Source organism: Aestuariivirga sp. (assembly GCF_047600585.1).
Lineage (GTDB): Bacteria > Pseudomonadota > Alphaproteobacteria > Rhizobiales > Aestuariivirgaceae > Aestuariivirga.
This window is the reverse complement of the sequence record NZ_JASGKP010000001.1, coordinates 2,333,715-2,347,694: the sequence shown is the minus strand read 5'-3', so window position 1 is coordinate 2,347,694 and position 13,980 is coordinate 2,333,715. Positions and strand designations below refer to the sequence as shown.

At 63.6% G+C, this 13,980-nt stretch carries 14 protein-coding genes; 3 read left to right on the top strand and 11 right to left on the bottom strand.

Going from position 1 to position 13,980, the window contains the following annotated elements; genetic code table 11:
* Positions 1–37: 37 nt before the first annotated feature.
* From rimK to QM801_RS11615, 7 genes are all read right to left on the bottom strand, one after another.
* Positions 38–943: a 30S ribosomal protein S6--L-glutamate ligase gene (rimK, locus tag QM801_RS11645; RefSeq protein ID WP_415019375.1), complete on the bottom strand. Its 906-nt coding sequence runs from the start codon at positions 941–943 to the stop codon at positions 38–40.
* 3 nt (positions 944–946) lie between these two features.
* Complete coding sequence (locus QM801_RS11640; RefSeq protein ID WP_415019374.1) at positions 947–1,390, bottom strand: ATP-dependent zinc protease; 444 nt, start codon at positions 1,388–1,390, stop codon at positions 947–949.
* A 55-nt stretch (positions 1,391–1,445) separates the two neighbouring features.
* Positions 1,446–2,483, bottom strand: coding sequence for a zinc-dependent alcohol dehydrogenase family protein (locus QM801_RS11635; RefSeq protein WP_415019373.1), 1,038 nt, complete (start codon positions 2,481–2,483; stop codon positions 1,446–1,448).
* Positions 2,484–2,544: 61 nt separating this feature from the next.
* The gene (locus tag QM801_RS11630) at positions 2,545–3,588 is read right to left on the bottom strand and encodes a dipeptidase (protein ID WP_415019372.1); all 1,044 of its coding nucleotides are present in this window, start codon (positions 3,586–3,588) and stop codon (positions 2,545–2,547) included.
* A gap of 116 nt (positions 3,589–3,704) precedes the next feature.
* Positions 3,705–4,304: a superoxide dismutase gene (locus tag QM801_RS11625; protein WP_415019371.1), complete on the bottom strand. Its 600-nt coding sequence runs from the start codon at positions 4,302–4,304 to the stop codon at positions 3,705–3,707.
* A gap of 89 nt (positions 4,305–4,393) precedes the next feature.
* Positions 4,394–5,233: a hypothetical protein gene (locus QM801_RS11620; RefSeq protein ID WP_415019370.1), complete on the bottom strand. Its 840-nt coding sequence runs from the start codon at positions 5,231–5,233 to the stop codon at positions 4,394–4,396.
* Positions 5,230–5,661 (bottom strand): ABA4-like family protein, encoded by a 432-nt coding sequence (locus tag QM801_RS11615; protein ID WP_415019369.1) that lies wholly within the window; start codon positions 5,659–5,661, stop codon positions 5,230–5,232. Before QM801_RS11615 ends, QM801_RS11620 begins: the two co-directional genes overlap by 4 nt.
* 131 nt (positions 5,662–5,792) lie before the next feature.
* Between QM801_RS11615 and QM801_RS11610 the strand changes: the two genes are divergently transcribed.
* Positions 5,793–6,389: a TetR/AcrR family transcriptional regulator gene (locus tag QM801_RS11610; protein WP_415019368.1), complete on the top strand. Its 597-nt coding sequence runs from the start codon at positions 5,793–5,795 to the stop codon at positions 6,387–6,389.
* Between the two features lie 6 nt (positions 6,390–6,395).
* Entirely contained in the window at positions 6,396–7,175 is a 780-nt protein-coding gene (locus tag QM801_RS11605) for a TSUP family transporter (RefSeq protein WP_415019367.1), read from the top strand.
* A 132-nt stretch (positions 7,176–7,307) separates the two neighbouring features.
* Here the strand turns inward: QM801_RS11605 and QM801_RS11600 are convergent, their stop codons facing one another.
* The 4 genes from QM801_RS11600 to msrB all read right to left on the bottom strand — a co-directional run bounded on the left by QM801_RS11600 (position 7,308) and on the right by msrB (position 11,614).
* A complete protein-coding gene (locus QM801_RS11600; RefSeq protein WP_415019366.1) occupies positions 7,308–8,489 on the bottom strand; it encodes an acyl-CoA dehydrogenase in 1,182 nt (393 codons plus the stop codon).
* A 95-nt stretch (positions 8,490–8,584) separates the two neighbouring features.
* The gene (locus tag QM801_RS11595; RefSeq protein ID WP_415019365.1) at positions 8,585–9,130 is read right to left on the bottom strand and encodes an isochorismatase family protein; all 546 of its coding nucleotides are present in this window, start codon (positions 9,128–9,130) and stop codon (positions 8,585–8,587) included.
* Positions 9,120–11,216 (bottom strand): S9 family peptidase, encoded by a 2,097-nt coding sequence (locus tag QM801_RS11590; RefSeq protein WP_415019364.1) that lies wholly within the window; start codon positions 11,214–11,216, stop codon positions 9,120–9,122. Before QM801_RS11590 ends, QM801_RS11595 begins: the two co-directional genes overlap by 11 nt.
* Complete coding sequence (gene msrB / locus QM801_RS11585) at positions 11,213–11,614, bottom strand: peptide-methionine (R)-S-oxide reductase MsrB (protein ID WP_415019363.1); 402 nt, start codon at positions 11,612–11,614, stop codon at positions 11,213–11,215. The genes QM801_RS11590 and msrB overlap by 4 nt, the downstream gene beginning before the upstream one ends.
* 197 nt (positions 11,615–11,811) lie before the next feature.
* On the opposite strand from msrB, the gene QM801_RS11580 reads away from it, so the two are divergent.
* A complete protein-coding gene (locus QM801_RS11580) occupies positions 11,812–13,944 on the top strand; it encodes a DUF2336 domain-containing protein (RefSeq protein ID WP_415019362.1) in 2,133 nt (710 codons plus the stop codon).
* The last annotated feature ends 36 nt before the right edge of the window (positions 13,945–13,980 follow it).

The window sequence follows — 13,980 nt, the reverse complement described above, 5'->3', positions numbered from 1 at the left end:
CTCATCCGGCTCCCCAGCCGGTTTCTACGCAGGGAGGTCAGCCTTTCCCGCGCGTCTTCGTCCTGTTTGGTTTGGCGTTCTTTTCGAGAAACACAATGATGTCCTTTGCCACATCCTTGCCTGTGGCGCCCTCGATCCCTTCAAGACCGGGCGAGGAGTTCACCTCCATCACCACCGGCCCGCGCTTCGAGCGCAGCATGTCCACGCCCGCAACGTTCAGGCCCATGGACTGGCACGCCTTCAGCGCCGCAGTTTTCTCTGCGGCCGAAAGCTCCGCCACGCTGGCCGAGCCGCCCCGGTGCAGGTTCGAGCGGAACTCGCCTTCTGGTCCGGAGCGCTCCATGGTGGCGACGATGCGCCGCCCCACCACGAAGGCGCGGATGTCGTGACCTTCCGCCTCCTTGATGAATTCCTGCACGAGGATGTTGATCTGGGCGCCGTGGAAGGCCTCGATCACCGACTTCGCCGCCTTGTGGGTTTCACCCAGAACGACACCGATCCCTTGCGTGCCTTCGAGCAGCTTGATGACCACGGGCGCACCACCCACCATCTGCAGGATATCGTCGGTGCTGCCGGTCGAATTGGCAAAGGCGGTCACAGGCAGGCCCACGCCGTCACGGGCCAGCAGTTGCAGCGAGCGCAGCTTGTCGCGACTCCGGCCGATCGCCACTGACTCGTTCAGGGGATAGACGCCCATCATCTCGAACTGGCGCAGCACCGCGAGGCCGTAGAAAGTGTGCGAGGCGGCAATGCGCGGGATCACCGCATCGAAGCCCGAGAGCTTCTCGCCCATGTAGCGGAGTTCGGGCTTGCGTGAGGAAATGTTCATGTAGCAGCGCAGGTAGTCGATGGGCACGATCTCGTGGCCGCGCTCCTGGGCCGCGCGGATGATGCGCTGGTGCGAGTAGAGCTTGGGGTTGCGGGTGAGCAGGGCGATCTTCATGGTTCAGGCCGTTCTGGTCTTCCGTTCGAGCAGGAATGTGCGGGCCGGGTTCACCAGGAAGCGGCCCTTGAGCGTGTTGCGGCCGAGCAGCATGGGAACGTCCATGTCGCTGCGGTCGGTGAGGGTTATCTCGGCTTTGAAAACGGCCTTGCCGATTTCGAGTGTCGCGCGAATGACGGCGCGCATTTCACTGATCCCGTTGGAGCTTTTCACCCGCTTCTGGCCCGCAAGCGGGGCCCGGTAGGTGTGGCGGCGGCCGTTGGTGATGATGACGAAGGTGACCCGCCTGCCGCTTACCGTGATCTCGTCGGCATGGAGGGCGGCCGAGCGCGCGCCGGTATCGAGCTTCGCCACGATGGGGCCGATCTTGAGCTTGGGCAGGCGCACATGTTCCTTCCACCCCGCCTGCGGCAGAAGGAAAATGGTGGGGCGCGGCGCAACCGTCATGCCCTTGGTTTAGCGGACGAACATGGACTTGGAAACAGGAGGGAAATGACCTCCCTCACGGCCGGATGATGGTGATTCCGGTGCCCTCGAAGCGGTCCATGGCGGCAAGGGCTGCAGGGGCGGCATCGAGCGGAATGGTCTTCGCCACCAGCTTTTCCGGCTGCAGGATGCCTTGCGCGATCATCCGCAGCATTTCCGGGTAGCGGTGCGCCTGCATGCCGTGGCTGCCCTTGATCTCGAGTTCGAAGGCGATGATCCGGTCCATGGGAAGGGGCGCCCGGGCGTGTTCGGCCAGCATCAGGCCCACCTGCACGTGACGTCCGCGCTTCCGCAGCGAGCGCACAGAATTCATGGCCGTCACTGAATGGCCGAGTGCATCGATGGAGAGGTGCGCACCACCGCCCGTCAGGTCGCGGATGGCATTCGCCACCTTGACGCCACCGGAGGCGTTGACCGTCGCTGTCGCCCCCAGCGCCTTGGCCAGCGCCAGCTTCTCGTCGGTGAGATCGACCGCGATTACCTGCGCCCCTATCGCAGAGGCGATCATGATGGCGGAGAGCCCGACGCCACCGCAGCCATGCACGGCCACCCACTCACCGGGCTGGCAGCGGCCCTTGTCGATCACCGCGCTGAAGGAGGTGACGAAGCGGCAGCCCAGTGCGGCGGCCGTGTCGAAGCTCATGGCGTCCGGCAGCTTCACCACGTTGAGGTCGGCGAATTCCAGCGCCACGTATTCGGCGAAGGAGCCCCAGCAGGTGAAGCCGGGCTGGACTTGGTTGTCGCAGATCTGCTGCTGGCCAGCGGCGCATTGCGGGCAGTGGCCGCAGCCGGAAACGAAGGGCACCGTCACCCGGTCGCCCAGCTTCAGGGTCTTCACATCGCGGCCCACCGCATGGATGGTGCCCGCAAGTTCGTGGCCCGGCACGTGTGGCAGCTTGATGTCGGGGTCATGCCCCATCCAGCCATGCCAGTCGGAGCGGCAGAGGCCCGTTGCCTCCACCTTCACCACCACGCCGGTGGGCGAGGGCGTGGGATCAGACACGGTCTCGATGGTGGGGAGTGCGGTGAATTTCTCGTAGTAGACGGCGCGCATGGGACCTGATCGTTTTTGAACGTCCGTCACTAAAGCATGGACGGCCGACGCTGTCTCGGGATCAAGCGCCCCAGGTTTCCTCGAGCACCCGCAGCCAGTTGCCGTGGGTGATCTTGGCGGTGAGCGCCGTGCCGTAGCCCGCTCGGTGCATGGCCTCCACGAGATGGGGAAGGCCGCTGGCATCGTGGATCGCTTCGGGGATGCGCGCCCCGTCGAAATCGCTGCCGAGGCCCACGCAGTCTTCGCCCGCGACCGACATCATGTGGTCGAGGTGGCGGATCATCACCTCGAGATCGGTCTTGGTGCTCCAGCGCCCGTCGGGGCGGAGGAAGCCCGTTGCGAAGTTGAGCCCCACCATGCCGCGCGTGGCGCCGATCGCCCGCAGCTGCTCGTCGGTGAGATTTCGAGACGAGGCGGCAACCGCATGGGCGTTGGAATGGGTGGCGACGATGGGCGCGGACGACACGCGCACCACATCCCAGAAGCCGCGCTCGGTAATGTGCGAGCAGTCGACCATGATCCGCATGCGGTTGCATTCGCGCACCAGAGCCTCGCCTTCGGGCGTGAGGCCGGCGCCGACATCGGGTGAAGACGGAAAGCGGAAGGGCACGCCGGAGCCAAAGACATTGGGCCTCGACCACACGGGCCCGATGGAGCGCAGTCCGCGCGCATAATAATCGCGGAGGTTCGAAAGATCGGGCTTGATCGCCTCGGCCCCTTCGATGTGGGTGATGACGCCAAGCCGGCCCATGGCCATGGCGTCGCGCAGGGCTTTCGCAGTCGTGCAGCCCATGACGGCGCCGCCCGACTGGGCGAAGATCTGGTCGCGGATGTCGAGCATGGCGAAGGCCGCACGCTCGGCGGCGCGCTGCGACAGGGCGCCCGCATAGGGCGGGTTCAGGTCCTCGTCGTCGTCGGGAAGGTCTTCGTCATGGCCGGGCGAGAAGATCGCGAAGAAGCCGCCCACCATGCCGCCGGAGCGGATGCGGGGCAGATCGAGTTGGCCGATGCCGTCGCCATCGATGAAGTCGAGGGCCGCCCGCGCGCTTTTCTTCTCGAAGAGGCGCAGCAGCACGTCATTGTGGCCGTCGATGATGGGTACCATTCGAAACGCTCAACATAGATTCCCGAGGCACCCTCAGGAGAGCACCCCGGAAGTGGATGTTACCACCACCGGGGTGCGATTGGACGATGCTACATCAGATTGTAGGCCAACGGCAATTACGCCTTGGCGTGCATCTCGGCGACGTAGTCCCAGTTGACGAGATTGTCGACGAAGGCCTCGAGGTACTTCTGACGGAGGTTGCGGTAGTCGATGTAGTAGCTGTGCTCCCACACGTCGACGCCGAGGATCGGCGAGGCGCCGTGCATCAGCGGGTTTTCGCCGTTCGGCGTCTTGCTGATCACAAGCTTGCCGTCCTTCACGGCGATCCAGGCCCAGCCCGAACCGAACTGGGTGAGGCCCGCCTGCACGAAGTCGGCGCGCATCTTGTCATAGCCGCCGAGATCGCTGTCGATGGCCTTCTGCAGCGAGGCGGGGATCTTCTTGCCGCCGCCGTTGGGCTTCATCCACTTCCAGAAGTGGATGTGGTTGTAGTGCTGGCCGACATTGTTGATGAGGCCGGCGTTCTTGTCGGCGAAGGCCTTCTTGCAGATCTCTTCGATCGAGGAGGAGGCGAGCGGCGAATCCTTCAGCAGGTTGTTGCCGTTGGTCACATAGGCCTGGTGATGCTTGTCGTGGTGGAACTCGAGGGTTTCCTTCGACATGTAGGGGCCCAGCGCGTCATAGGCGTAGGGAAGGGCTGGAAGTTCAAGGGCCATTGGTTCTCTCCTCTTGGTTGGAAGGCACTATCTAGGCCCTCAACCTCCGCCCTGCAAGGAACAGACGATTCACCTCCCGCAGAGCCAAATCACAGCCTGAACAAGGGGATGCCCATCACGGCCTGGGCAAACAGCGCCGCGGTGACGAGGGCCATGGCCAAGGCTATGAGAAAGACAACGCTCCGGCGGCCCGAAAGTGCCGCAAAGGGCACGGCCTGCATGGCATGGGAGGCGGCGAAGTGCGGAATGCGGAGGTCGCCACCCGTCGTTGACCAGAGGAAGACGGGAAGGCCGTTGGCATCGGTCGGCTGGCCACCCACCCAGTGTCCGCCCACGTGGCCGCCGAGGTAGAAGGCGACCGGTATGACCAGCACGGTGGAGAGCATCAGGCCCAGGCCCGCCGCCTCGCGCCACAGGTCGCTGCCGCGATTGCGCCAGATCACGAAGCCGATCCAGCCGGCGGTCAGCATCATGAGTAGCGCGCCCATGCCCATTAGTGCGTAAGCGGCTTGCGCGAAGAGAGTCTCCTGGTTGAAGTGTGAGGCCTCGCCGCGGGCCGCGCGGAAAACGATGTAGGCCATCTCGCCCCATCCCGCGATGATCATTGCGTTCACAGCCCACCTGACCGACCGGAGCGTCCTGAGGGCCACCGGCACCAGCGACAACGCCCAGGCAATGGTGATGAACTGTGTGCCCACGGAGAAGAAGAACTTCGCCGGCTTGTGCCAGACATTGGCGCCGGCGAGCATGCGCTCATCCACCTGCATGAGCAGGAAGACGACAGCGAAGCCCGCGAACATCAGCGCGGCATGAAGCGCAAGACGGGGGGACCCATCGGCACTGTCGCGCAGGAAACGGGCGAGGCGGGTATCGCCGAGGCCGGACGCGGACTGCGGAAGCGCGGTGGACGACGTGACGGCAGCACTCATGATGTTTTCTCCCGGTGAAGCAGCAGGGCGGTGATTTCAGATAGCAGCAGCCCGATCGGGCCGAACAGGAAGGTGGCCGGCAGCAGCACCACGAGGGTGAGGCGGGGGAGGCCGCGCTCCATGGCCCGGCGCGCGATCAGCGCGCCGATGAAAAGGTCGAAGGCGAGGTAGTGCACCCAGCCCGCCAAAGCGGCCCAGGGCGAGGTGAAGAGGGCTTGCACATTGGCGAGGGTATCGAGGCCGCCCGGGGCCGCGCGGAAGAAGAAGACGATCAGCACCGTGTAGAGCGCCGCAAAGGCGAGGGGCCACCAGCGCCCGGCAATCTCGTCCCGCAGGAAAGCGTTCTGGCGCAACACGGCAAAACCCAGAACCACCCAGCCCGCGAGTGCGGTTGTGCTGGCGATGGCAAAGACCTGCTCGGCTGTCATGATCTGCACTCTCCTCGAAACGCGGATTCCCCGGCCGCGGTGTTTGATGACGGCAGATATGACGGAGAATGTTTACGCCGTCAAGATATTTTTACGTTGTCAAGATTATGCGACTCGAATATCCTGCTGCCATGGCTGAAGCACCTCAAAAAGCCTATCACCACGGGCACTTGCGCGAATCCCTTCTGAATGCGGCGGAGGAGGCCCTGGCCGAATTGCCGCTGGAAGAGGTGTCGCTCCGCGAAATCGCCCGCCGGGCAGGGGTGTCCCATGCGGCACCCCGGCACCACTTCGCCACCGTGGGCCAGCTCTATGGCGAGCTGGTGGGGCGGGGTTTCGAGCGTTTCGTCGCCGCCCTCGATGAGGCGGCCAACCGCAGCTACGACCAGTCGCCGTCCGCCCGGCTTCTGGCCATGGGCCGGGCCTATCTCCGTTTTGCCGAGGCGAACCGCGGCACCTATGGCCTGATGTTCGGCAAGCGCGCCGGGGTGGAGCGCACGCCGCACTCCATGGAAGCGGCCTTCGCAGCCTGGAACCAGCTCGAGCGCGAAGTGACGGCCGCCGTCGGCCCTCAGCGAGCCGTCTATGGCTCGCTCCACCTCTGGTCCTCCTGCCACGGGCTCGCGATGCTGCTGCTCGACAATGCCGCCCCGCCCAACATCGATCCCGATCAGGCTATCGAGGCCATAAGTCGGATGGTGATTGCCGGACTGCAATCCGATACATAGTCCGGCATGGACGTCGACATCACAACGCTTCTCCTGCTGGGCCTCGTCGGCCTGGTCGCCGGCTTCATCGATTCAATCGCAGGAGGCGGCGGCATGCTGGCGCTGCCCTCGCTGCTGCTTGCAGGGCTTGATCCGCTCTCGGCGCTCGCCACCAACAAGCTGCAGGGTACCTTCGGCACGGCCTCGGCCACCTTCACCTTCTGGAAGAAGGGCCTGCTCAAGCCGGAGCAGCACTGGCGCACCGTGCTGCTGGTGTTCCTCGGCGCTGGCGTCGGCGTGCTGATGGTCTCGGCGGCACCCAAGGCGCTGCTCTCGATCATCATGCCGGTACTGCTGCTGGCCGTGGCGCTCTACTTCGCACTGTCACCGCGCCTCACCGATGAGGCCTCGGAGCCGATTCTGCCCATGGCGGCCTTCTCCTTCGGCCTCGCACCCGCTGTCGGCTTCTATGACGGCTTCTTCGGGCCGGGCACGGGATCCTTCTTCATGCTGGCGCTGGTCTCGGTGTTCGGGCTCGGCGTCGTCGAGGCCACGGCCCGCACCAAGCTCTTCAACTTCACCTCGAACGTCGCCGCACTGGTGATGTTTCTCTTCACCGCCAAGATCGTGTGGATCGTCGGCCTCGTCATGGGCGTGGCGCAAGTGATCGGTGCCTATGCCGGCGCCCACGTCGCAATCAGGAATGGCGCGCGCATCATCCGGCCCCTGCTGGTGGTCGTGTGTCTTGCGATGGCGGCGAAGCTGCTCTTCGATCCCAACAATCCGGTGTGGGTGTATTTCAGGTAAGCCCCCGTCGTCATTCCATCCAAGCAGCACGCCAGTGCTGCGCGAGATGGAACCCAGCTTCTCGCAAGGCAAAGCGGGGTTCCATGTCTCCCGACGCGTGCCGCATCGCTCGCATGGAATGACGGAAAGAAACTACATGAACGCCTGAATGCCCGTCTGCGCACGGCCCAGGATCAGCGCGTGAACGTCGTGGGTGCCTTCGTAGGTGTTCACCGTCTCGAGGTTCACCATGTGGCGGATCACGTGATACTCTTCCGAGATGCCGTTGCCGCCGTGCATGTCACGCGCCATGCGGGCGATGTCGAGCGACTTGCCGCAGTTGTTGCGCTTCATCAGCGAAATGGCAGGCGGCGCCACGCTGCCACGCTCAAGTCCTCGGCCAAGCGAAAGACACGCATGAAGGCCGAGCGCGATTTCCGTCTGCATGTCGGCAAGCTTCTTCTGCACCAGCTGGTTGGCGGCGAGCGGCTTGCCGAACTGCTTGCGGTCAAGCGTGTATTGCCGCGCCCTGTGCCAGCAGTCCTCCGCCGCACCCATCACACCCCAGGCAATGCCGAAGCGCGCCTTGTTGAGGCAGGAGAAGGGGCCGCTCAGGCCCTTGGCCTTGGGCAGCATGGCATCCTCAGATACTTCGACATTGTTGAGCACGATCTCGCCTGTGATCGAGGCCCGCAACGACACCTTGCCCTTGATCTCGGGCGTGGAGAATCCTTTCATGCCGCGCTCGACGATGAAACCGCGGATATCGCCCGCATCATCCTTCGCCCAGACCACGGCGATGTCGGAGATCGGCGAATTGGTGATCCACATCTTGGCGCCGTTCAGCACGTAGCCGCCCTGCACCTTGGCCGCACGGGTCTTCATCCCGCCCGGATCGGAGCCGGCATCGGGCTCGGTCAGGCCGAAGCAGCCGATGATTTCGCCCGTGGCAAGGCGGGGCAGATACTTTTTCTTCTGCTCGTCGCTGCCGAATTCCTCGATCGGATGCATGACGAGCGAGTTCTGCACGCTCATTGCCGAGCGGTAACCGGAATCGACGCGCTCCACTTCCCGTGCCACGAGGCCATAGGCAACGTAGCCGAGGCCTGAGCCGCCGTATTCATCCGACGTCATCACCCCGAGGAAGCCCATCTCGCCAAGCTCGTTCATGATCTCGCGGTCGAAGCGTTCCTCGCGGAAGGCGGATTTGACACGCGGCATCAGCTTGTCCTGTGCGAAGGCCCGCGCGCTGTCGCGGATCATGCGTTCGTCTTCGCTCAGCAGGCTTTCGAGATCGAGGGGGTCTTCCCAGTTGAAGTCGGCTGTCTTGGCCATGATTTTCCCATGAAATTGACTGTGGCGGCATTGAAGCCGCCCCCTTTGCCAAAGTCAAATCGGCGAAAGGAATGAAGACTTGCGCAAAAGCGCACTCAGCGGATGAGGGGCGAGAGCGCCTTGAACTGCGGCGTGCCTGCTTTTTCAAGGAGTTCGAACAGCGCCATCTCGGTGTTCACCACCTCCACGCCCATGAGGCCGAGGCGGGTGTAGGCCAGCTCCGCTGCGGCAGGTTGGCGCGACGACATGGCATCGGTCACGGCGAAGACGCCGAAGCCGGAATTGTAGAGGTCGACACAGGTCTGCAGCACGCAGACATGCGACTCGATTCCCGCCACCACCACAAGAGGCCGCCCGCTTTCGTGCAACTTGATGAAGTGCTTCTTCATCTCAGCATCGCGCCAGCAGGAGAAGGCGGTCTTCTCGAACACCACAGCATCATTGGCGGCGAGCGCCGGAACGGTACGACCGAGGCCCTTCGGATATTGTTCGGAAATGGTGATCGGCAGCCCCAGTTCCCGTGCCGCCGTGAGCAGGATGCCGGTCTTTGCGGTCACCCGCTCCGGCTCCGCCATGGCCGGCAGCAGGCGCTCCTGAATGTCGATCACCAGAAGCGAGGCCTTGGACGCATCAAGCAGCATTGATCTTCCCCGTCACCTTGAGGCCGAAGGCGTAGACCTCCGCCACTTCCTTGAGGCGGTTGAAGCGGCCCGAGGCGCCGCCGTGTCCCGCCCCCATGTTGATCTTCAGCAGCAGCAGATTGTCCGAGGTGTTCTCGTCGCGCAGCCGCGCCACCCATTTCGCTGGTTCCCAATAGGTCACGCGCGGATCGGTGAGGCCGCCGATGGCGAAGATGTGCGGATAGGCCTGCTTCCGCACGTTCTCGTAAGGTGCGTAAGAGGCGATGGTCTCGTAGGCGTGCTTGTCCTCGATGGGGTTGCCCCATTCCGGCCATTCCGGCGGGGTGAGGGGCAGCGTGTCGTCGAGCATGGTGGTGAGTGCATCGACGAAGGGCACCTCGGCGACGATGCCCTTGAAGAGGTCAGGCGCCATGTTGGCCACCGCACCCATCAGAAGCCCGCCGGCGCTGCCGCCCTGCGCCACGATGTTGCCCTTGCTCGTGAAGCGCTGCTTCACTAGGAACTCGCCCACCGAGATGAAATCGCGGAAGCTGTTCACCTTCTTGTCGAGCTTGCCGGTCTTGTACCAGCGGCGCCCCTTTTCCTGCCCGCCGCGGATATGCGCAGTGGCATAGATGAAGCCGCGGTTTACGAGCGAGAGAATGTTGGTGTTGAAGGATGACGGCATGGAGATGCCGTAGGAGCCGTAGCCATAGAGCCAGAGCGGGGCCGAGCCATCGAGCTTCGCATCCTTTCGATAGAGAAGCGTCACCGGAATCTCTTCGCCGTCATGCGAGGGCGCCAGCAAGCGCCGCGCCACATAGGCTGACGGATCATGGCCCGAGGGCACTTCCTGCGTCTTCCGCAGCACGCGTTCGCGCGTGTTCATGTCGTAGTCGAACACCTGCGAGGGCGTGGTCGGCGAGGAATAGATGAAGCGCAGCGTATCGGTGTCGTATTCGCGCATGTCGCCGAAGGCGAGCGAATAGGCTTCCTCGGCGAAGGCGATGGCGTGTTCCTCGCCCGTCGTCATGTTGCGCACCACGAAGCGGGGAAGAGCGTTCTCGCGCTCGAGCCGCACCATCCAGTTCTTGAACACGGTGTAGGAGACGATGAAGATGCCGGGCCGGTGCGGCACCAGATCCGACCAGTTCTTCGGCGAGGGATCCGACACGGGTGCCGTCACGATCTTGTAGTCTTCGGCATTATCGATGTTCGTCTTGATGATGAACTGCTCGCCGTGATGTTCGATGTCGTATTCGATGCCCTCGACGCGCTCCGCCACGAGGCGCGGCAGCTCCAGCGGCTTCTCCGCATCGATCACCCAGCATTCGGATGTGTCATGGTCATGCACGCTGACGATGATGTAGCGGTCGGAATGGGTGGGGCCGAGGCCGGTGAACTTGCCGGTGTCCTTCTCCTCGAAGATCAGCACGTCGTCGCTCTGCGCTGTCCCAAGCTTGTGGCGGTAGCTCTTGAGCGGCCGGTGATGCTCGTCCTGGATCGTGTAGAAAAGATATTGCCCGTCGGCGGACCATGTGGCGCCGCCGCTGGTATTCTCGATCAGGTCGGGCAGGTCCTTGCCGGTGGCGAAGTCGCGCACCCGGAGTTCATAGAACTCCGAGCCCTTGTCGTCCTGCGACCAGGCCGCAAGTGTATGATCGGGGTTTCGCGCCACGCCGCCCAAGCTGAAATAGGGTTTGTCCTTGGCGAGTTCGTTGCAGTCGAAGAGCAACTCCTCCGCACCGCCTGCCTTGAGCTGCCGCTTGAGCAGCGGATATTGCGCGCCGGTCAGATAGGATTGGAAATAGATGTAGGGGCCATCGGGGGCCGGCACCGACTGGTCGTCCTCCTTGATGCGCCCCTTCAGTTCCGCAAAGAGCTGCTCCTGCAGCGTTTCCGTCTCCGCCATCTCGGACTTGGTGTAGGCGTTTTCCGCTTCGAGATAGGCACGGATGTCGGCCGGCAGCAGAGCAGGGTCCTGCATCACTGCCTGCCAGTTCTCGGCCTTCAGCCATTTGTAGGGATCGGACTTGGTGTGGCCGTGCCACGTCTCGGAATGGGGACGCTTTTCCGCCCGGGGCGGAGACGAAACGGTTTGAGTCATTCTTTGCTTTCAGGTTTGAAATCGAGCGCTACGCCATTGATGCAATAGCGCAATCCCGTCGGTCGGGGACCATCGGGAAAGACATGGCCGAGGTGCGCGTTGCAATCGGCGCAATGCACTTCGGTGCGGCGCATGAAAAAGGCGCGGTCTTCCTGGGTGCCCACGGCTTCTTTGGCCACGGGCTCGAAGAAGCTCGGCCAGCCGGTGCCGGAGTCGAACTTCGCATCCGAGGCGAACAGCTCCTTGCCGCAGCAGACGCAGGTGAACATGCCGTCCCGCTTTTCCTCGTTGAGCGGGCTGGTGAAGGCGCGCTCGGTGCCATGCTGGCGGGCCACGCGATAGGCCTCTGGCGACAACTGGGCCCTCCATTCGGCGTCGGACTTGTTGATCTTGCTCATCTTGTACCTCCGGAGCCCCATGTAGTGGCGGGCGGGCCTCCCGTCAGCGCCATCCTGGCGGAATGACACAGAATTTACCAAGCGTTTACCATAACCTCAAACCTTAACCATGTTCGGGGGGCCGCGCCGGGCCGATTAAGTAAGTTTGAAGCTGTCTCCGTCATGACAGCATTGGGGTCACAACAGTTTTGGGTGAGATGACGGAACAATCGGGCATAAGTGAGCAGGGCAGCGCTGCCTCTTCAGCAGCCCTCGCTGGCGCATCCCGGCCCCGTATTGGTGCGGACCGGTTCCGCGCCCTTGCCGACCGGTTGAAGAAGCCGGCCGCACCCGTTTCAGCACCTGTTTCCGCTCCGGCACCACAGCTCGCGCCCGTCGTTTCCGCGGGTACGCCCGTTTCGCCGGTTGCCGCCTTTGCGCCCGACGTGGTTGTGCCCGACCTGCACATTACGCCCGTGGTTGCCCCGGAGCCTGCATTCGCAGAGCCCGTATTTGCAGAACCACACCCGGTTGAGGCTGAAGCCCACCCGGTGATCCCGGACTACATCCCGGCGCCTGAAACCTTCCACGATGCACTGCCGGAGGATGCGGAAGAACCGCTTCACGCCGCCGCTCCGGCTGCCGCCGAACTGCCCGATCCCGTGCTCGAGGCCTTCAAGGCGCTCACCCAGACGGCTGCCCAGTCTGAACCTGTGGCCGAACCTGCGCCCGAACCCGAAGACACGCCGGATTTCACCTCGCTCTTTGCCGATCCGGTGCCGGAACCGGCACCTGCGCCAGCGCCCGTGTTCACGCCGGCGCCGCCCGCCTATGAGCCGGTCTCGCATTTCGCCGATACTCATGTCGTCGCGCCCGTAGCACCACCCCAGCCGATCTCGCCGCTCGCCCGCATTCTCGCCGCCGAGACGAAGCCCGTCGTTCCGCAGATCGTGCTTCCTGAAATTCTTCCGCCGCCTCCGCCTCCGCCGCCACCGGTGATGGTGATCGAGGAGAACGGCGAGAAGGTCACCGTTGCACCGCCCAGCATGGAAGACGTGCAGGAGCGCATGCGCGAACTCGCCAGCGAACGCCTGCATCAGCTCGACATCGAGAATGTCTGGCGTCAGGTCTTGGCCACGCCGTCCCTCGAAGAACGCGCCGAATTCCTGCGCGAAGCAGCCGAATACACGGCCGCCATGGATATCGCGCTGCCGCCGGCCGAGGTGCCGCCGGAACATGACCTGTCGCGCATCGAAGGCGCCGCAGTGGCAAATGCAGCTGACAGTTCCGAGCCCGCGCCGCTCGTCACCGATTTCACCGAGACCGAACAGCTCGAGACGGCGGAGCTTGCCCGCTCGCTTCTCGACATGATGGCTTCGGGTGCAAGTTCCGGCCTGCCGCATGAGCGCGCCCTTGCCGCCGACACGCTTCTCCGCCTCCTGCCGAAGCTGGCGCTGAAGCCGCTGGCGATGATGGCCCAGCGTCTGGCGATGATGGACAACCCGCCGCAGCTTCTCGTGGCCAAGCTGATCCGCGACGATCGCGTCGAAGTTTCCGGCCCCTTGCTGGAAGACTGCATGCATATCACCGACCAGGACCTGGCGATCGTGGTGGCTGAGGACAATCCGGGCAAGCGCCGCATGGTGGCGCGCCGCCGCCGGCTCTCGCGTGCGATCAGCGACAAGCTGATCGCCACCCATGATCCTTCCGTGCTGCTCACCCTGGTGCGCAATGCCAACGCCGACATTTCCCACGCAGGCTTCAACAACCTCATCGAACAGGCGGCCAAACACGAAGAATTGATGGCTCCACTTTCGACGCGCGGCGACCTTGGTGCACCGCACGCCTTCGAATTGTTCTGGCCAGCGCCGGCCCAGCTTCGCCGTTATCTGCTTCACCGCTTCCTGACGGATTCGGAAACACTCACGAAAATCCTCCGCATCACCCTGTCGTCGCAGAGCGGCGAAGAGGGCAAGGAAGACCTCCATCTCCCCAGCCCGGGCGATGTGATGGAGTATCTCGAACTTGCCTGCCGCGGCCGCAGCGAGACCGCCGCGATCAAGCTGGGCGATGCATTACGCGTTGATTCCATGGCCATTCACCGCATTCTGCTCGACCGGCAGGGCGAGGCCCTGGTGGTCATGCTGAAGGCCGCGGGCTTCCCCCGCGCCAATGTCGGCGACCTGCTGCCTGCCCTCAAGAAGGGTGAAGTTCCGCTACTTGATGGCGAGCGCGATGTCAGCGAGTTGCAGTCGATGTTCGACACATTGTCGCTCAACAAAGCCCGTATTCTTCTCACTTATTGGGATTGGGCCGTGCGCAAATCAGGCCCTTACGCGCCAATTCACTAAATAAACCTAAGGTTGCAGTATTGCACATAAGTGTAT